Annotated in this window: 17 protein-coding genes; 11 read left to right on the forward strand and 6 right to left on the reverse strand. The window is 42.4% G+C overall.

Annotation, left to right across the window (positions count from 1 at the left end; translation table 11 throughout):
* Nucleotides 1–76: 76 nt before the first annotated feature.
* Nucleotides 77–877, reverse strand: a complete 801-nt coding sequence (gene ispE / locus Q0R88_RS12630) for a 4-(cytidine 5'-diphospho)-2-C-methyl-D-erythritol kinase (RefSeq protein ID WP_295716589.1) — start codon at nucleotides 875–877, stop codon at nucleotides 77–79.
* A gap of 269 nt (nucleotides 878–1,146) precedes the next feature.
* On the opposite strand from ispE, the gene Q0R88_RS12635 reads away from it, so the two are divergent.
* From Q0R88_RS12635 to Q0R88_RS12655, 5 genes are all read left to right on the forward strand, one after another.
* Nucleotides 1,147–1,968 carry a thymidylate synthase gene (locus tag Q0R88_RS12635; protein ID WP_295716590.1) on the forward strand — a complete coding sequence of 274 codons (822 nt, stop codon included), beginning with the start codon at nucleotides 1,147–1,149 and terminating at the stop codon, nucleotides 1,966–1,968.
* A 326-nt stretch (nucleotides 1,969–2,294) separates the two neighbouring features.
* Nucleotides 2,295–2,777 (forward strand): dihydrofolate reductase, encoded by a 483-nt coding sequence (locus tag Q0R88_RS12640; RefSeq protein ID WP_295716591.1) that lies wholly within the window; start codon nucleotides 2,295–2,297, stop codon nucleotides 2,775–2,777.
* A 115-nt stretch (nucleotides 2,778–2,892) separates the two neighbouring features.
* Entirely contained in the window at nucleotides 2,893–5,880 is a 2,988-nt protein-coding gene (gene secDF / locus Q0R88_RS12645; RefSeq protein ID WP_295716592.1) for a protein translocase subunit SecDF, read from the forward strand.
* 314 nt (nucleotides 5,881–6,194) lie between these two features.
* A complete protein-coding gene (locus tag Q0R88_RS12650; RefSeq protein WP_295716594.1) occupies nucleotides 6,195–7,508 on the forward strand; it encodes an NAD(P)/FAD-dependent oxidoreductase in 1,314 nt (437 codons plus the stop codon).
* A 212-nt stretch (nucleotides 7,509–7,720) separates the two neighbouring features.
* Nucleotides 7,721–8,572: a hydroxymethylglutaryl-CoA lyase gene (locus Q0R88_RS12655; RefSeq protein WP_295716596.1), complete on the forward strand. Its 852-nt coding sequence runs from the start codon at nucleotides 7,721–7,723 to the stop codon at nucleotides 8,570–8,572.
* Between the two features lie 419 nt (nucleotides 8,573–8,991).
* Here the strand turns inward: Q0R88_RS12655 and Q0R88_RS12660 are convergent, their stop codons facing one another.
* The 3 genes from Q0R88_RS12660 to Q0R88_RS12670 all read right to left on the reverse strand — a co-directional run bounded on the left by Q0R88_RS12660 (nucleotide 8,992) and on the right by Q0R88_RS12670 (nucleotide 13,577).
* Nucleotides 8,992–10,224, reverse strand: coding sequence for an ROK family protein (locus Q0R88_RS12660; protein WP_295716598.1), 1,233 nt, complete (start codon nucleotides 10,222–10,224; stop codon nucleotides 8,992–8,994).
* A 358-nt stretch (nucleotides 10,225–10,582) separates the two neighbouring features.
* Complete coding sequence (locus Q0R88_RS12665; RefSeq protein ID WP_295716600.1) at nucleotides 10,583–11,008, reverse strand: VOC family protein; 426 nt, start codon at nucleotides 11,006–11,008, stop codon at nucleotides 10,583–10,585.
* 151 nt (nucleotides 11,009–11,159) lie between these two features.
* Nucleotides 11,160–13,577 (reverse strand): glycoside hydrolase family 3 N-terminal domain-containing protein, encoded by a 2,418-nt coding sequence (locus Q0R88_RS12670; protein WP_295716602.1) that lies wholly within the window; start codon nucleotides 13,575–13,577, stop codon nucleotides 11,160–11,162.
* A 372-nt stretch (nucleotides 13,578–13,949) separates the two neighbouring features.
* On the opposite strand from Q0R88_RS12670, the gene Q0R88_RS12675 reads away from it, so the two are divergent.
* The 3 genes from Q0R88_RS12675 (at nucleotide 13,950) to Q0R88_RS12685 (ending at nucleotide 15,264) form a co-directional block, all read left to right on the forward strand.
* Nucleotides 13,950–14,522, forward strand: coding sequence for an RNA polymerase sigma factor (locus Q0R88_RS12675; RefSeq protein WP_295716603.1), 573 nt, complete (start codon nucleotides 13,950–13,952; stop codon nucleotides 14,520–14,522).
* A gap of 23 nt (nucleotides 14,523–14,545) precedes the next feature.
* On the forward strand, nucleotides 14,546–14,950 hold the full coding sequence (locus tag Q0R88_RS12680; protein ID WP_295716605.1) for a hypothetical protein: 405 nt from the start codon (nucleotides 14,546–14,548) through the stop codon (nucleotides 14,948–14,950).
* Between the two features lie 98 nt (nucleotides 14,951–15,048).
* Nucleotides 15,049–15,264, forward strand: a complete 216-nt coding sequence (locus tag Q0R88_RS12685; protein ID WP_295716607.1) for a hypothetical protein — start codon at nucleotides 15,049–15,051, stop codon at nucleotides 15,262–15,264.
* Between the two features lie 218 nt (nucleotides 15,265–15,482).
* Here Q0R88_RS12685 and Q0R88_RS12690 read toward each other — a convergent pair whose 3' ends face one another.
* Complete coding sequence (locus Q0R88_RS12690; RefSeq protein WP_295716609.1) at nucleotides 15,483–15,977, reverse strand: VOC family protein; 495 nt, start codon at nucleotides 15,975–15,977, stop codon at nucleotides 15,483–15,485.
* 74 nt (nucleotides 15,978–16,051) lie between these two features.
* The gene (locus Q0R88_RS12695) at nucleotides 16,052–16,282 is read right to left on the reverse strand and encodes a hypothetical protein (RefSeq protein ID WP_295716611.1); all 231 of its coding nucleotides are present in this window, start codon (nucleotides 16,280–16,282) and stop codon (nucleotides 16,052–16,054) included.
* Nucleotides 16,283–16,434: 152 nt separating this feature from the next.
* Here Q0R88_RS12695 and Q0R88_RS12700 point away from each other — a divergent pair, with 152 nt between their 5' ends.
* The 3 genes from Q0R88_RS12700 (at nucleotide 16,435) to Q0R88_RS12710 (ending at nucleotide 18,300) form a co-directional block, all read left to right on the forward strand.
* Nucleotides 16,435–17,037, forward strand: a complete 603-nt coding sequence (locus tag Q0R88_RS12700) for a hypothetical protein (protein WP_295716612.1) — start codon at nucleotides 16,435–16,437, stop codon at nucleotides 17,035–17,037.
* A gap of 12 nt (nucleotides 17,038–17,049) precedes the next feature.
* Nucleotides 17,050–17,724, forward strand: coding sequence for a Pr6Pr family membrane protein (locus Q0R88_RS12705; RefSeq protein WP_295716614.1), 675 nt, complete (start codon nucleotides 17,050–17,052; stop codon nucleotides 17,722–17,724).
* 306 nt (nucleotides 17,725–18,030) lie between these two features.
* The gene (locus Q0R88_RS12710) at nucleotides 18,031–18,300 is read left to right on the forward strand and encodes a hypothetical protein (protein ID WP_295716615.1); all 270 of its coding nucleotides are present in this window, start codon (nucleotides 18,031–18,033) and stop codon (nucleotides 18,298–18,300) included.
* Nucleotides 18,301–18,351 lie beyond the last annotated feature (51 nt).

Genomic DNA, 18,351 nt, shown 5'->3' on the forward strand with positions numbered 1-18,351 from the left:
AGGACGGACTTGTACGGTTCGCGATTGCCTCCGTTGGCTAACGGATCGCAATGACATCAAGTTGGCACATCCGAAATTATAAATAGAAAACTTCGTTCTCCCCTTCCAAAAATCCCAGATCGGGGGTGTGATCAAAAATCCCAAACACTGATGCCCCGCTCCCGCTCATGCTGGCGTAGATAGCACCCGCCTGGTACAGGGCTGCTTTAACCCCGCGGATTTCTACATGGTTTTTGAATACCGATGTTTCAAAATCATTTTTGATATGCTTTTTCCATTCGGTTATCGGCTCGGTGATGAGCTCCAGTAAAGAGTCTTTTACCGGGGTAGGTTTTATGCCGCCGAAAGCTTCAGAAGTAGAGATATGAATATCGGGCATTACCAACACAATTTTGTAGGCCGACAGATCGAGCTTTATCGTTTCAAACTCATCCCCTCTTTCAAAAGCGAAGACAGGTTTATTTTCAATGAAGAAAGCGCAGTCGGCACCAAGGCGGCGCGCGTAGTCAGTCATATTATCGATGGAGATACCGAGTTTAAATTCTTCGTTCATCAGCCTGATAAAAAAAGCAGCGTCGGCAGAGCCGCCGCCCAGGCCCGCGCCTATCGGAATGTTTTTGTGCAGGTGGATATTTACAGGCGGGAGGTCAAAATCTTTTTTCAGCAAGTGGTAACCTTTAACGCAAAGGTTATCCTCCTCCGTCCCCGGTATGTCAAGTCCCGATGAAGTAAAGCTAAGCTTATCGCTCGCCACCACTTCCAATGCATCTTTTAAATTGATGGGATAAAAAATGGTTTCCAGATTATGATAACCATCAGGGCGGCGTTCGGTAATGTTGAGGCCAATGTTTATTTTTGCGTTCGGAAAAATGATCATATGTGATAGTGAGTAGTTGCTTGAGTTAAATTAAGTGAGTGGTTAACAAGGCGCAAAGTTACCATGTTCCCGGCGATTAAGAATAATTAACAAAATTGTATTTTTGCACAAATTAGGATACTTAAGACAGATTAATTTTCTTTGCTTTTTGAAAATGTTCGTTGGTTCGCTTGTTGAATAGTTTAATGGTCATTGATTTGCAACTCAATCAACCGCTCTCCTTATCAACCATTCACCCAATCAACAATTCACTTAATCAACCCAACAAAATGAAACAGTATCTCGATTTGATGAGACATGTATTGGAAACCGGCGCGCAAAAGCACGACAGGACAGGAACCGGTACCGTAAGTGTGTTTGGCTACCAGATGCGTTTCGACCTGAAAGAAGGGTTCCCGATGGTGACCACAAAAAAGCTGCACCTCAAATCTATCATCCACGAGCTGATATGGTTTTTAAGCGGCGATACCAACATCCGCTATCTGAAAGAAAACGGCGTACGCATCTGGGATGAGTGGGCCGATGCCGAAGGCAACCTTGGCCCGGTGTATGGTTACCAGTGGCGCTCATGGCCAAAACCAGATGGCGGGCACATTGACCAGATAACCCAGGTGGTTAATCAGATCAAAAACAACCCCGACTCGCGCCGCATGATTGTATCGGCCTGGAATGTTGCCGATGTAAACGAGATGGCCCTGCCACCCTGCCATAGCTTGTTTCAGTTTTATGTGGAGCCGGCCAACCCGGCAAAGGGAGAAACCAAAGGCAAATTATCCTGTCAGCTTTATCAGCGCAGTGCCGATATATTTTTGGGGGTCCCTTTCAACATCGCGTCCTACGCGCTGCTCACGATGATGATGGCCCAGGTTTGCGATCTGGATTACGGCGACTTTATTCACACCTTTGGCGATGCCCATCTTTACAACAACCACATGGAGCAAACCCGCCTGCAATTAAGTCGCGAGCCTCGCCCGCTGCCTACCATGAAAATTAATCCGGAGGTTAAAAATATCTTCGCGTTTAAGTTTGAAGATTTCACTTTGGAAAACTATGAACCCTGGCCGCATATTAAAGCAGCTGTGGCGGTCTGAACCAGAAATTTTCCGAAGGATTAAAATTTCACTAATCTTACAAAACAAACACCACGCGTCATTGCGAGTGATAAAACCCGGGGCACTCTGAAGGAGAGATGACGTTAAAAGGTTTGTCATCCTGAGGAACGAAGGATCTATTTGCAAACTGTACAGAGCGAAGAAGCATGGTGGAGAGTAGATCCTTCGTTCCTCAGGATGACAAAAGGGGTTTTAGCAAAACCGTCATTGCTTCGTGCCTCGCAATAACGGTTTATGAATATTTTACAGCCTGAATTCAAAAATTCATTAATTCGATGAATTCCGGTTCAGACAACTTAAAAACAATGACAACATCAATAATAGTGGCAACTGCCAAAAACCACGCCATCGGCAAAGACAACAAATTACTCTGGTACCTGCCAAATGACCTTAAGCACTTTAAAGATGTTACCAGCGGGCATACGGTAATCATGGGCCGTAAAACTTTCGATTCTGTGGGCAAACCCTTACCAAGGCGCCGCAATATTGTGATTACAAGACAAGCTATCACCATTGAGGGTTGCGAGGTAGTAAGCACCATTGAGGCCGCTTTAGCACTTTGTGCAGATGAAACAGAAGTTTTTATTGTTGGCGGTGCCGAGATTTACAGACAGGCCTTACATCTCACCGATCGCATTTATCTAACACTCATTGATCAGGATTTTGATGGCGACACCTTTTTCCCTGAATTAAACCCAGCGGAGTGGAAAGAAACAGAGCGAGAAAATTTTGAACCTGATGAAAAAAACAAGTACAGCTATTCGTTCATTACGCTTGAACGCAGCTAACATTTTTTGTCATCAATTTGTTTTAATTTAAAATTTTCTCCTTGCGAAATTTTATTAGATTTGCCGTCTTATTAAAAATAGCTTATAAACTAATTAATTACATATTACAAATTCGATGCAAGGTAAAGGGGTTATTAAATTTTTCGCCATTCTGCTGGCAGTTGTATGCTTATACCAACTGTCTTTTACATGGGTGGCCCAAAAAGTTGAGAGTGATGCCAAGGCATACGCAAAGGGAAGCACAGATAAAGAAAAGGCTTACCTGGACTCAATGTCTACACAACCGGTATATCCGTTATTAAAACACACTTATGCTTATGTAAAGCAAAGGGAACTTGCACTGGGTCTCGACCTTAAAGGTGGTATGAACGTTACCATGCAAATTCAGCTTGATGAGTTAGTGAAGAAAATCTCTAACAACAATCCGGATGTTGTGTTCAACCAGGCTTTAGCAAATGCCGACAAATTACAGGCTGATGCAAAAACCAGTCAGAAAGATTACATCGCGTTATTTGTAAGTGAGTATGAGAAACTAAATCCGGATGGTAAACTGGCCGCTATCTTTTCAACAAAAGATAACCAGGATCACTTAAAGTTCAACGCCTCAAACAGCGAAGTTGAATCTTACTTGAAAGATTTGGCCAACACTGCGGTAAAACAATCGTTCACCGTTTTAAACACCCGTATCAACCAGTTTGGTGTAACCCAGCCTAACATTCAGTTAGAGGCAAGTTCAAACCGTATCCTGGTTGAGCTTCCTGGTGTTAAAGAACCAGAACGTGTTCGTAAGTTATTATCAGGATCAGCCAAACTGGAATTTTATCAAACTTTTGATAACAGCGAAGCTTACCAATATCTTGGTAGTATTGACAACCTGTTTGCTGCTAAAAACAAAACAGCAAAAACAGATTCGTCAAAAACGACTGCCGCTGCTACTCCTGCCAAAACTGATACTGCTGCCAAAGCCGGATCATTATTGAGCAAGGTTCAAAAAAATGCAGAAAAAGATACTTCGGCTGCAGCGTTAAGCAGCAAAGCACAACAGGCATCATTACACCCGTTGTTCGCTGTATTAGAACCAAACATTGGTCGCGACCAAAGTGGTCAGCCGCAATTAGGCCAGGGCCCGGTTGTTGGTTATGCCGCATTAAAAGATACTGCTAAAGTTAATTCATACCTGCACAGTGCAATTGTAAAATCAATTATACCGCGCAACATGAAATTCCTTTGGGATGTAAAACCTTTAAAGGATGCCAAGGTTAAAGCATTTGCATTATACGCCATTAAATTGAGCGGCGCCGAAAACGGACCTGTACTTTCTGGTGATGTAATTACCGATGCCCGCGCAGACGTAAATCAAAAAGGCAGCCCAGAGGTTGTGATGATCATGAACTCAGAAGGTGCTCAAAAATGGCGTACAGTTACTGCCGAGGCAGCAGCTGCAACCAACAAAAGAGCTATCGCTATTGTTCTTGATGACAACGTATACTCTGCTCCTAACGTTCAAAACGAAATTTCTGGTGGTGTATCTTCAATTGAAGGAAGCTTTACCCAGGAAGATACAAGGGATTTAGCCAACGTGTTAAAGGCTGGTCGTTTACCTGCCCCTGCGCATATTGTGTCAGAAGAAATTGTAGGTCCATCCTTAGGAAAAGAAGCCATTAGCGCCAGCTTACTATCATGCGTGCTGGGTTTAGTAGTAGTGCTTATCTTTATGATCGCTTACTACAACCGTGCAGGTACAGTTGCGGTGGTTGCCGTTGTTATCAACATATTCTTTTTAATGGGCGTACTTACAAGCTTAGGTGCTGTACTTACAGTTCCTGGTGTTGCGGGTATCGTGCTTACGCTGGGTATTGCGGTTGATGCCAACGTATTGGTATATGAGCGCGTACGAGAAGAGCTTGCTTTAGGTAAATCATTAAAGATAGCCGTAGCCGATGGTTTTAAACACGCGCTGCCATCCATCCTCGATTCACAGATCAGTACTTTCTTAACTGGTTTAATCCTGTTCATCTTTGGATCTGGACCGATACAAGGTTTCGCAACTACGTTGATGATCGGTATCATAACTTCATTGTTCTGTTCATTGCTTATCTCAAGGGTTATATTTGAGTGGATGCTTGATAAAGGATGGGATATCAAATTCAGCAACCCATGGAGTTCACATACATTTAAAAATGCACACTACGCGTTCGTAAAAAACCGCTTTAAGTTCTACATTTTCTCTGGTTTGTTTATTACTGCCGGTATAATATCAATTGTAGTACGCGGCTTTAGTTACGGTGTTGACTTTGAAGGTGGTCGTAACTATATCGTTAAGTTCCCTAACACAACAGTAACTACCGAAGCTATCCACAATGCTATTGATGCCACTTTAGGTCGTGGTACCGAGGTTAAAACATTGGGTGCCGATAAAATCAGCATTACTACCAACTACCTGATCAGGGAGAATACTACCGCGGCTGATGCCAAGGTAAGAACCACCCTTGTTGAGGCTTTGGGTACTAAAGCAGAAACCAAAATTGCTGATAGTGATATTTTAGGTGGAGCTAAAGTAAGTGCCACTATTGCCGATGAGTTAAAGACTTCAGCAGTATATACGGTATTAATCGCCATATTAGTAATTTCGGCATACATCTTTATCCGTTTCCGTAAATGGCAATTCAGTTTAGGAGCGATGATTGCAACCGCGCATGATGCGTTATTGGTATTATCATTCTTCTCTTTATTTAACGGCATATTACCATTCTCGTTAGATATTGACCAGGCGTTCATTGCGGCTATCCTAACCGTTATCGGTTACTCTATCAATGATACTGTGGTAGTGTTTGATAGGATCCGCGAGTTCCTTGAACTGCACCATTCAAAAGATGACAAGCAGGAAGAAGTTATCAACCAGGCTATCAACAGTACATTAAGCCGTACCATTATCACAGCTTTAACCGTGATATTTGTATTGATCATATTGTTCATATTTGGTGGCGATGTAATCAAGGGCTTCTCGTTCGCGTTATTGATCGGTGTTATTTTCGGTACATATTCGTCTATCTGTGTGGCAACACCGGTGATAGTTGACTTTGGAAAAAAAGACCTCAAATAAAAAATAATCTGAATTATTAAAAGGCTCCAAAGAACATTTGGGGCCTTTTTTGTTTTACAGGCGCATTGCCCGGGAGCCTCAAAGAAAAGAGCAAAGCCGTTTTGGCAGGTCGTTAAATCCCTCAAAATCACCGACAGACGGGGTTACTGATAGATAACAATAAGGTATAATTGCATTGTAAAATAAAACAACAAACACTGCCATCGGCATAGGTATTGTGCTATGGTATACGAGTGGAGACGCTTGCTTGCGTTTCCAGTAGATAATTACGGGGGCGCAAATAGGCGTCTTTACAAAACACTAATAATCTGTATATGAATACATCAGATAGCGCGAAATTTCCATTAGTAGTTATAATAGGTGGCGGCTTTGGTGGCCTTCAGGTAGCCAAAAAGCTGAAAGATAAACCTGTTGACATTTTAATGCTTGATAAGCATAATTACCATACCTTTCAACCGCTGCTATACCAGGTAACCATGGGTAGCCTGGAATCCGAGTCGATTGCCTTTTCATTGCGAAAAAACTTTTCGGGTCAAAAAAATTTCCGTTTTAGGATTGCCGAGGTATTAAAAATAAATGCCGAAAGCAATACATTAGATACTACCATAGGCGAAATAGCGTACGATTACCTGGTGATAGCCACAGGATCAACCACCAACTTTTTCGGAAACAAAGAGATTGAGAAATTCTCAATGCCGATGAAATCCATTCCTGAGGCATTGAACCTGCGATACTCTATTTTGCAAAATATTGAAGAAGCCCTGCTTAAACCGAACAAACAAGAGCGGGAAGCCCTGCTCACCTTTGTATTGGTAGGTGCCGGACCAACCGGTGTTGAGCTTTCTGGCTCACTGGCGGAGCTACGTAATCACGTACTGACCAAAGACTATCCCGAGCTAAAAAAGGAAGAAATGAAAGTATACCTTGTGGACTTTTTGCCAAAGGTATTAGGCCCCTTTTCTGATCAGGCCTCAAAAGCCGCTAAAGATTTCCTGACTGGTATGGGAGTTGAAGTACTATTGGGCGTAAAGGTTGAAAGCTACGATGGCGATGAAATAAAATTTGAAGGAGGTAAAACCATCCGCACTAAAAATGTGATCTGGAGCGCGGGTGTAATGGGTGTAGTTCCCGAAGGTATAGAAGAAGACAACATTGAACGGGGCAACAGGATTAGAGTAGATAGTATTTGCCGGATGATTGGCAGTACCAACATCTTCGCCATTGGCGATGTTGCCGCCATGATCACCGATGAAACTCCTAAAGGCCATCCGGGCGTGGCTCAGGTAGCCATTCAAATGGGCGCACACGTTGGTAAAACAATTGTGCAGCTTATCAATCACGAGCCAACTGCCCCTTTTAAATATTTTGATAAAGGTTCATTGGCAACCATTGGCCGCAATAAGGCGGTTGCGGATTTGGGTAAGATCAAGTTCCAGGGATTTTTTGCATGGCTGGTATGGATGTTTGTACACCTTATATCTCTTTTGGGCGGGCGGAACAAAGTGATCGTATTTATAAACTGGGTATTTAGCTATGTAAACTACAACGGCGGTACAAGGCTTATTATCCGCAAGTTTGAGCGTGAAGGCATTACCGATGAGCAGCATTTGCCCGAAACGGTAAATTGATGGTTCGTGTTACCGGTTGCGAGTTGCGGGTAAAAGCTTTAATGTAAATTGATGGTTCGTGTCGCCGGTTGCGAATTGCGGGTAAAAGCTTTAATGTAAATTGATGGTTCGTGTTGCCGGTTGCGAGTTGCGGGTAAAAGCTTTAATCTTGTATGTAAATTTGCAGATGATACGGTCACCGGCAACACTAACCAAACAACACGAACCTCCAGATGGATATTAAGATAACCGAATGTCCCCGCGACGCGATGCAGGGAATTGTACATTTTATCCCCACAGCTGTAAAAGCTGCTTATATTAACCTGCTTTTACAGGTGGGTTTTGATACGATAGACTTTGGGAGTTTTGTATCGGCCAAAGCCATCCCTCAACTACAGGATACAGCTGAGGTTTTAAGTAAGCTTGATTTAAATAATACCGCTTCAAAACTGCTTGCGATAGTGGCCAATTATCGTGGGGCGGAAGAGGCCGTGAAGCATCCCGAGATAACTTATTTGGGCTATCCGTTTTCTATATCTGAAACTTTTCAGCTGCGCAACACTAATACCACCCTGCCACAGGCATTTGATAACGTGAAGCGCATGCAGGAATTGAGTATAGCCAATAATAAAAAACTGCTGGTTTATCTTTCCATGGGTTTTGGAAATCCTTATGGCGACGAATGGAACACCACCATCATTCATGAGTGGACTGATAAATTAGTAAACGAAGGCATTTATAACATAGCCCTGGCCGATACTATAGGCATTGCCAATGCAACACAGATCAGCAGTATTTACCCGGAGTTATGCCGTCAATTTCCTAAAGCAGAGTTTGGCATTCACTTGCACAGCACTCCTGATACCTGGCAGCCCAAGGTAGCGGCAGCCTATCAAAGTGGTTGCAAACGTTTTGATACGGCACTAAAAGGCTATGGCGGCTGCCCCATGGCCAAAGATGACCTTACAGGCAATATTGCCACAGAAAACCTAATAGATTATCTAAAATCCCAAAACGAGCTCCTGGGGCTTAATTTTGATAAACTACAGGAAGCTTTGGATTATTCGGGAAAGGTGTTTTTGTAGATGTGATTAGATGTGCAGACTTCAAATGTGCAGATATGCGGATGAAAAAATGGGTAATAGCTTTTTTATGACTGGAGCTCTCTGCCCCATCATTGCGAGTTTTACTATCCGGGCAACACTGAAAGGAAAATGACGCTTGAAAAGTTTGTCATCCTGAGGAACGAAGGATCTTCTTCGCCGTGCTCATCGCCGACTTTTATAGTGAAGAAGATCCTTCACTGCGTTCAGGAAGACAACCGTTTTTACAAAACGTCATAGGTAGTTGTGAAATCCAGGGACTCTGAAGGTGGAAATGAAAAGCGGCGAAAGCTTTACGAAGTTTTTAAAACTTCGTAAAGCTGGAATTCAACACCTTGTCATAGGTAGGCACGATGCAATGACGCTTAGTGGGGCACATCTTCAACCTGAAATCCGCACACCTATTTCGCAATCGCCTTTTTCGCTTTTGAAACTTTAGCTTTTACTGATTTATCAAAATTTTCCATAACCAGTACCGATGCGCCAATCAGTTCGGCATCAAAACCGAGCTCGGATACCAGCAGTTCTGTACCGGCCGAAAGCCTTGGTATGCAATATTTATGAATAGCCTGTTGTATGGGCGCCATTAATATTTTGGCAACCTTTGCGCCACGACCGCTCAATACAATGATGGCGGGGTTCATGATATGCACCAGGATGGCAAGGGCCTTCCCTATTTTATAACCTGCATCTGATAACAGTTCAATAGCAAACTGATCGCCATTGTTGGCAGCTTCCAGTATAGCATCACCCATCAATTTAGAGTGATCATTAATATTGTATTTCAAACTGGTAATGCGCCCTTGTTTAATACCGGCAACTGCCTTTTGGGCCACTACCAGCAATGATGCTTCAGCCTCCAGGCAACCACGCTTGCCACATTCGCAAAGTGCTCCATCCTCCGTTACCGGAATATGGCTTAACTCACCGGCAAAGCCATTATGGCCCCTGAACAACTTGCCATTCACGATCATCCCGAGGCCTATCCCCCAGCCCAGGTTAATAACCATCACTTCTTTTTGAGCTTTGGCAATACCAAACTTTTGTTCGGCAAGAGCTATCAGGCTCGAATCATTATCAATATAAGTATCTATCCCGGTTTGATCGGTAAAATATTCTGTAAGGCTTTGTCCACCGGCATCAAGATAGGTGTAATTGATACCTTCGGTTACGTTTACGAAGCCAGGCATTCCTATACCAATACCCGCGATTTTATCTTTTGGGATATCTGTTTGTTTAATATAAATATTGATTTGCTCAAGCAATTGTCCCAAAGCCTCGCTATTATTCAGGAGCTTCAACTCAAAAGTAAGCATATCGGCTACCGGGTTGTTAAGCAGATCAAAAAGCTGAATGCGCGCGGTAAGCTGATCAAGCGCTATTGCCAATATATACATGGCATTAGCTTTTACCGAATACATCAATGGTCTGCGGCCACCGCTTGACGGGGCGTAACCGTCTTCAACTACAAAGCCTTCGTGCATCAATTCATTTATAGCTTTAGCTATTGACGGAATGCTTTTATCAAATAACTCGCTCAGTCCGGCACATGACATTGCTTTATTAAAGTAAAGCTTTTTGATGATCATGTTTTTTAGCTGACTGCCCCTCACACCTTTATTTTCGGGTTCCATTCAATAAGTAATAGTTAATGATTTTAAAAGGCCAAGCCTAAGTAATTAAAGTTTATAAAAATATAAATAAAGTATCATAGTACAACTGTAAATATCACAGTTAGTAAAACTGATTAGCCGGCAAAAATAATCAAATGAAATAAATTGGAGATATTGGTCGCTCATAATTTACATACAAGCATGTTCGAGCTGTTCTAAGAGGCTGTCTAAATTTGATTTATTAACACGTATTTATGCGTCATTGCGAGGTACGAAGCAATCTCTAAGCTGTACAGAGGGGCTCTACAAGGTCGCTCTAACTATGTAGAGATTGCTTCGTACCTTACAAATCCTCAAGGTATATATTTTGTCCATCAGCTTATTTTTCCTTTTGCATAAACATCCACCGCTGACCCTCCAGATCGGCGGCGCGGTAGCGGGTGCCGGAGTAACCTTCTTCCAATACAGATAAAATAGTTGCACCATTGCTTTCTGCATCTTCATAATGTTGTTTTACATCATCCACATAAACCAATACACCATTAATAATGTAGGGTACGCTGTAAGCTTTAGCAGCTATAGCGCAATTTTGAATATGATGTTTCGGGCTTTGATAATCGGGAGTTGGTTCAGCCAGCATAACTATACCACCGCCCATGGCTATCTCACCATGGCCCAGCCTGCCCTTCTCGTCCACCATCCGGGTTACTTCAGTAAAACCAAAAACCTTGCATAACCATTCCATGGCGGCTATGCCATCCTCGTACGCCAGCATAGGTATTATTTGTTGGTTTGATGCGCTCATTATTACTTTAAATTAAGTCATTTTCTTCTTCTTTTAGCCGCCCCTTTTCAAATCACGAATCACTTTATAACAACTTCCTTTTTCATCACAGTGATAAAAAAGGAAGCTGCATTATTTGATGCTAAAAGTGTTTTACTTTTTACCATCTGCCCTACTCCACCTCAAATTCCTTCTTCAGCTTAATATCTTCCGATGAACTGCCTATCATCACCATAAACTTACCGGGCTCAACGGTCCAGTTCATGTTTTTATCCAGCAGGGCCAGATCATCCGGGTGCAGGGTGAATTGTACTGTCTTTTTTTCGCCGGGTTTAAGATTGATGCGCTCAAAGCCGCGCAAATCGTATTCGTAAGTGGTTACGCTGCTTATCTCATCTTTAAGATATAACTGTACCACATCATCGCCGGCGCGGGCACCGGTGTTCGTTACATCTACACTTACCTGTACATCGCCCTGCGCATTTTCTTTTTCGGGAGATACTACAAGGTTACTGTATTCAAATTTAGTGTAGCTTAAGCCATAGCCATAAGGGTACAAAGCACCGTTCACACTGGTTTTGCCCCAGCTGTTCTGGCCACCCTGCCCAGCCTGGGCATTTGGCTTAAACGGAAAATTAAACTCAATTTGCCCCGTGGTTTTAGGGAAGGTAATGGGCAGTTTACCGCCCGGATTGTTATCGCCAAAAAGGGTTTCGGCAATTACCTGCCCACTTTGCACGCTTGGAAACCAGGCCTCCAAAATAGCGGGTACATATTTATTTTCCCAGTTTATGGTAAGCGGCTGCCCGTTTATCATTACCATAACCACTGGTTTACCGGTTGCTTGTAAGGCCTGTATCAGCTTCAACTGGCGGCCCGGAAGGTTCAATCCTGTGCGCGACAGACTTTCGCCTACCCTATCTACATCCTCGCCCACAACGGCTATAATAACGTCGGATTGTTTTGCCTGGGTTACTGCCGAATCTATACTTGCCTGCTCCTGCGCGGTAAGCGGCGTTTCAATGATCTCACTTTCGGGCCAGGTGGCGTCAATCATATCGCAGCCTTTGGTATAGTTTACCTTTACCCCTGCGCCAACATAGTTTTTAATCCCATTTAATACGTTAGTTACCGGGTTGTGTGAGGGACCGTACCTGCTAATGGCATAATTAGTTTCGGTAGCCAGCGGACCGGTCACCAGTATATTTTTAAGCTTACTTTTATCCAAGGGCAACAGATCGCCTTCGTTTTTAAGCAATACCATGGACTCCCGGTTCATTTTAAGCGACATCGCCGCATCATCTGCAGTGTGTACAATTTTATCAGCAGCCTTTGGGTCTTTCACATAAGGGCTATCAAACAAACCCAACCGGAATTTTACCCGTAGCACATCCCCAACCCTGGAATCGATGATCTTCATCGAGATCTTATTTTCTTTAATCAGTTCCCGAAGAGGCAAAATAAACGTTTGCGGCATCGTGAAATTGGTGCGCACGTTGAGGCCGGCCTCAACGGCTTGCCTTACAGCTTCTTTGTAATCGACCGCTACATGGTGTTTAGAGTACAGGAACTCAACGGCCTCGCTATCACTCACCACATAGCCATTAAAGCCAAATTGCTGGCGAAGCAGCTGTGTTAAAAAGTAATAGCTGCCAGTTACAGGCACACCATCCCAATCGTTATAACTGCTCATTACGCCCATTGGATGCGCTTCCTGTATTACCCGCCGAAACGGATACAAGTATACCTGGTGCATTTCTCTCGGCGCCACATGCGGATCGGTACGGGCACTGCCATCGCGCCCTCCCTTGGGTACGCTATAAACCGCGAAATGTTTTAAGGTTGAGGCAACGCCTTCTTCCTGGATCCCCAGCACCATTTGCTTGCCCATTTCGGCAATATGGAAAGGGTCCTCTCCGTAACACTCCACCACACGGCCCCAGCGCTGATCTCGGGCAGGATCAAGTATGGGGGCGTAAACATTAGTATATCCCAAAGCTTTTGCTTCGCGACCAACCGTTTGCCCGGCCTGGCGCACCAGTTGCTTATCAAATGTGCTGCCTATGCCTATAGGCGCCGGTAATGGTGTTGCACGATCATGATTTAAGCCATGGATGCCCTCATTGGTAAAATCAACCGGAATGCCCATCCGGGTTTCTTCAACAAACCATTTCTGGATAGTATTTATAGCCGACGCATGTTTGCTGAATGGAAATGAATATTGTGTTGGCGCATCATCAGTATGCGAGGTAAGGTTATTCAACTCCTCGTCAATATTGGCTATGCCATCTTTCCAGATCTCGTTTTTCCAGTTGGGGATGGGCATTTCATCTTTAAGTACGCGCTTGTAGCCATATAAGGTAGCCATCTGGCAGGTTTTTTCCTCAACATTCATTTGGCTTAACAGATCGGCAACCCGTTTATCAATGGGTTGTGATGCATCTTCAAATAAATCCATCTTACCATTCTTATTAAAATCTATCCAACCCTTATGGTAAATATTTTTTTGTTGTGCCGATGCCGTCAGGCAAAGCCCGGCAGCCAGTGCCGATGCCATGCAGATGCGTGGCAGGTAATACTTTTTTCTCATGTAGATGAATTGCGGTTAGTATTTCAAATATAGGAGATTATAATAATGCATTGTAAAAATAACACTAAGGTGTAGAGAAAATGTAGAGGCCCCCCACCCCCCTAAAGGGGGGAGTTTTTAATTGGCGTTGTGTATAAAAGCACAATAAACTATTCGTAGACTTTTGCACCCCTTCACGGGATGGGGCGCTACAGCGTTTTTTTAAAAAAGGCCACAGCCAAACTATCTATCTTCAAATGCACGGCATGCCTATCTTTTAATCCTCTGTCTTTTGTCCATTAGTCCTTTGTCTAATAATCTTTTATCAATTTATTAAAATAAATTAAAATGTTTTCAATTCACAATCGTCTCTATCTTTAAAGGAATAATAAATTGATAACCGCCGTAATGCCCGAAGACAAAAACAGTCACATTATACATACAATAAAAGCGTATGGTAAAAGCCTGTTGAGTTTTATCCGCCGGAGGGTAAAAAATGATGCTGATGCCGAAGACATTCTGCAGGATGTATGGTACCAGTTCAGCTCGGTGATTAATTCTGAGCCTATTGAACAAACAAGCGCCTGGTTATACCGTGTTGCACGCAATAAAATAACAGATAAACATAAAAAGAAAACAGAGACGCTGTTGGATGATATGCTTGCCACTGATGAGGACGAGGAGGAAACAGAAAATTTTAAAGCTATCCTGTTTGCCGAAACCAATACCCCCGAAACAGAATACTTGCGCAACCTATTTTGGGAGGAATTATTTTTAGCACTTGATGAATTGCCTGACGAGCAGAAGCAGGTTTTTATATGGCAGGAACTGGAAGATGTTCCGTTTGAGGAGATCGCTAAACGTACCGGGCAAAACATTAATACATTAGTATCCCGGAAACGTTATGCAGTGCTTCACCTCCGTAAGCGGCTTAAGCAGCTATACCTTGAAATTACAGAATATTAAAAGATTTAAAACATTAAAAGACAATGAAAAGAACATTTTATAAATGGCGGTTCATATTTATACCCATCGGGATAGCCGCTTTCCTAACGCTCATCAGCTTTGTGGTGATGCAGTTATGGAACAATTTATTACCGGGAATTTTACATGTTGGCGCTATTACTTTTTGGCAGGCCATGGGCATATTCATTTTATGCAAAATACTATTTGGCTTTGGTAAAGGGGGCAAGCCCGGATGGGGCGGCGGCGGTGGCAACCCATGGATGCGTAAACGGATGGAAGAACGCTTTAAAAACATGAGTGCCGAAGAACAGGAAAGATTTAAAGCCAAAATGCGCGATCGTAATTGCGGTTGGGATAACCATGGCCGGTTTGGCCGCCCATGGGATAATTTTAACCCGGAGCAGGAAAGCAAAGAAAAACAGGATTAATGAGTAGTAAATGGTGAGTGGAGGGCAGCAAGCTCCTTCACTCACATTTACTTACTGATACTTGATACCAATTACTTGATACTAAAAAACTACCTATTATGGATGTACTGGTATTTACAACAAATGTTAAGGAAAAAAAGCAGGTGAGCAAGGTAACCACCCTGCTCACCAAAGTTCCGTCAATTGCCCAATGGAATTTCGACCTGGAAGATTGTGACAATATACTGCGGATAGAATCCGATGGACTCTCTCCCCGTTACATTGAATGGCTGTTAATAAGAGCCGGCATCCATTGCCGGGAGCTTGAATACTAAATTTGCGATGACTCCTGCTTTAGAACGTGCACTAATCCGCTGGGCGCTCATTATTTTATGTGTTCCGGTAATCGGATACTTTTATGGACCAATTGAAAACCGACTATACGCAACAACGCCGGTTAAATGGATATTTTTACCCATGATTGTGTTATCTGCCTTTTGGCTGTGGAAAGGGCATTGGTTAAAAAGTAAATTTAAAAACCCAATGTGCTAATCTACTTTTTAGCCGGGCTGTTAATCTCTATCCAATACCCATCCGGATCCTGAAAATATAGCTGCAACACACCGTCTTTTCGTAACGTTGGCTCTTTGCTATCGCCAATCCAGTTACTGTAAGGGATGTTTAGCTTATCTAATGTTTTAGCAAATTCTGCTACAGATGTAACCGAGAAACACAAGTGCTCTGCCTTAATATGCACACCTGCGCAATTGCCCTGTATGGCGTGTAATTTCACATGGTTACCCAAGCTATACCATTGGTGAACGGTATCGGCAAATGGATTTGATACTTTTTGCAAGTGCATAACATCGGTATAAAAGGCGGTACTCTTTTTAAGGTCTTTTACACAAATTGCAATATGATCAACCACAGGAACCACATCTGAGCCTGATTGGGCAAAGCATAAAACAGGCAATAAAAACATACTAATGGTTAACCCAAGTATAACTTTTTTGGGATTACAGTTTTGGAGATTACTAAAAAGGCTCATTTAAGTTTTTTGGTTTTAAAAACTTAAAGATATGTGTTTAAGTAACACTAAGATTAATAACACAGAAATATTACTTAGTAGGATACCTGCCGTGTTATATTAAGGTCGGGTACAAAATTAACCGTATTATTCGTGTTCCAATCGTCAATATCAATTAAGCCCGCGCGGGTTTGGTAGTGGCCATTATCATTGGGGCATTTAACAACATACAACCCGTCTGCTGCCGGCTCAATTACCGGCCGTGCCCCACATATCTTACAAAACTTGCAACAGATGGTTTTTGGTATGTTGATATAACCCCTCATATACTATTGTTTACGTGTAATATTGGCATCTGGTTGCTCTAAATACAACTTTAAATAAAGAAATATGTTCTGGCATTTATTCAGCTAATGGTTGCCTGTCAATTAACTTAAATAGGCCGGTTTGATATTAATTGTTTTTATTTACATTTATAATGATGCTACCCAATATCGAACAACTAAAAATTACTTATAAAAATTTACCTGATGATAAGCTAATGCGCCTGGCTGTTGCCGAAGCAACCAGCTTAAGGCCCGAAGCACTTGAAATATTACAAGCCGAGATTAAAAGCCGCGGTTTGGATAATGACATTGTAAACAGTGTAAATGCCCAATTGATTGATACCGGCAGTAAGGAATTTGATGATTACATTTCCCTTATCCGCAACCAGCCCTGCCCTGCTTGCAACAGTACTCATCAGCCGTTAAACGCGGCAGTAATTGGCACGGTAAAAAGCTTTATACTACTAACCCGATACAAAAAGAAGTTAATGATAGCCTGCCCTACCTGTTTACAGCAGGCAAACCAAAGCGGTACCTCTACTACAGCTTTGTTAGGATGGTGGGGATTGCCATGGGGCATTATCAGGTCAACACAGGCATTGATCAGCAACATCAAAACAGCAAAAAAAATCAAGTCGACTGAGCCAACCGATACACTGATCGCATTTGTAAAAACAAACATCGGCATTATTGAGAGCCTCCGTAAAAACAAGCAATCATTACAAGCTATGTTAGATAGTGTAAATAAGCGATAATACCCTTAAACAATGAACGTGCATAAACCAAACCAATCGGCCATTATATATACAGTTATTCTGGCCCTGATAGTTTGGTTTTCTATAATTTTGCAATTTTTTATCTCCACCCAGGCATACTTGCATGACGGCCGAACCTTTGGAGGAGCCGTTGTACAAATATTTAGCTATTTTACTATCCTGAGCAATATACTAGTTGGATTATGCCTCCTTGCTATAACACTGAAATCAACGTCGGCATTTCAAAAATTTTTCACGAGCACCAGCTTGATTACGGCAACAGCACTTTATATAACCATTGTTGGATTGGTATACAATAGTGTTTTGCGGGGATTATGGTTACCGAAAGGCATATTCAGAGTTACGGATGAGTTAACACATGCTTTTAATCCATTGGCGTTTGTAATTTTTTGGCTGTTTTTTGTAACGAAGGAAAAACTAATTGTGTTACAGGGATTAAAATGGCTTTTGTTCCCATTCTTGTACCTGGTTTACGTACTTATTCGCGGCTCCCTATATCACTTGTATCCATACCCTTTCCTGGATGTTGACAAATTGGGTTATCAAAATGTAGCAATCAACTCCGCTTTTGTAATGATTGCTTTTTTGATTTTTGGTTTGGTATTTTTTTTCCTTAATAACAGCATATCATCCAAATCGGCTGCATCAAATAACCCTGTGGCTTAATATTCCCCTAATTAAAAGACCTTCAAAACAGTATTGTAACATTTTAGTAGATGAACCTGCTCAAATTAAACTATGAGTATCAGTGCGTGTTTAATCTGTATATCTATTAAAAAGTTAAAATACAGTTTATGAAAACTAAAATATCCCACTCCATAGCATTGCTTTTATTGGCGGCAATAGGCTTTACAAGTTGTTCTGTTGAAAACCGTGAACACAGAAGGCACCGCCATCAAGAACAGGTACGAGTACACGAACGCGTAATTATCAACAACTAATTATTTTAAAAACTATATAAATCAATAAAAAATGAAAACCATAAAAGTATTAATGATAGCCATCATAGCTTTGTTCACTTTTGAAGGAGCAAAAGCGCAGGTTGTAGTAAAAACAAGGGTAAGTGCACCTGTGCATCGCCATTATTATCACCGCCCTTACCACAGAGCTGTTGTTGTAACCAGAACCATACATCGCCCGCGTTATCACAGAGCAGTTGTAGTTAGGCACAGGCCGGTTGTGGTTAGGCATGCTTATTACCATCCGCACAAACGTGTAGTTGTACGTACCGTTACCAGGTAATTTTAAAGAAGCCCATAAAAGCAAAAAGCCCCGCGTTTTAAAACGCGGGGC

This window comes from Mucilaginibacter sp., from assembly GCF_025362475.1.
In the GTDB taxonomy this organism is placed as follows: domain Bacteria; phylum Bacteroidota; class Bacteroidia; order Sphingobacteriales; family Sphingobacteriaceae; genus Mucilaginibacter.

Bases quoted from the DNA above. Each gene is read 5' to 3' on its own strand.
- ispE (WP_295716589.1), bottom strand. From the start codon at position 877: ATGATCATTTTTCCGAACGCAAAAATAAACATTGGCCTCAACATTACC.
- Q0R88_RS12635 (WP_295716590.1), top strand. From the start codon at position 1,147: ATGAAACAGTATCTCGATTTGATGAGACATGTATTGGAAACCGGCGCG.
- Q0R88_RS12640 (WP_295716591.1), top strand. From the start codon at position 2,295: ATGACAACATCAATAATAGTGGCAACTGCCAAAAACCACGCCATCGGC.
- secDF (WP_295716592.1), top strand. From the start codon at position 2,893: ATGCAAGGTAAAGGGGTTATTAAATTTTTCGCCATTCTGCTGGCAGTT.
- Q0R88_RS12650 (WP_295716594.1), top strand. From the start codon at position 6,195: ATGAATACATCAGATAGCGCGAAATTTCCATTAGTAGTTATAATAGGT.
- Q0R88_RS12655 (WP_295716596.1), top strand. From the start codon at position 7,721: ATGGATATTAAGATAACCGAATGTCCCCGCGACGCGATGCAGGGAATT.
- Q0R88_RS12660 (WP_295716598.1), bottom strand. From the start codon at position 10,224: ATGGAACCCGAAAATAAAGGTGTGAGGGGCAGTCAGCTAAAAAACATG.
- Q0R88_RS12665 (WP_295716600.1), bottom strand. From the start codon at position 11,008: ATGAGCGCATCAAACCAACAAATAATACCTATGCTGGCGTACGAGGAT.
- Q0R88_RS12670 (WP_295716602.1), bottom strand. From the start codon at position 13,577: ATGAGAAAAAAGTATTACCTGCCACGCATCTGCATGGCATCGGCACTG.
- Q0R88_RS12680 (WP_295716605.1), top strand. From the start codon at position 14,546: ATGAAAAGAACATTTTATAAATGGCGGTTCATATTTATACCCATCGGG.
- Q0R88_RS12685 (WP_295716607.1), top strand. From the start codon at position 15,049: ATGGATGTACTGGTATTTACAACAAATGTTAAGGAAAAAAAGCAGGTG.
- Q0R88_RS12690 (WP_295716609.1), bottom strand. From the start codon at position 15,977: ATGAGCCTTTTTAGTAATCTCCAAAACTGTAATCCCAAAAAAGTTATA.
- Q0R88_RS12695 (WP_295716611.1), bottom strand. From the start codon at position 16,282: ATGAGGGGTTATATCAACATACCAAAAACCATCTGTTGCAAGTTTTGT.
- Q0R88_RS12700 (WP_295716612.1), top strand. From the start codon at position 16,435: ATGATGCTACCCAATATCGAACAACTAAAAATTACTTATAAAAATTTA.
- Q0R88_RS12705 (WP_295716614.1), top strand. From the start codon at position 17,050: ATGAACGTGCATAAACCAAACCAATCGGCCATTATATATACAGTTATT.
- Q0R88_RS12710 (WP_295716615.1), top strand. From the start codon at position 18,031: ATGAAAACCATAAAAGTATTAATGATAGCCATCATAGCTTTGTTCACT.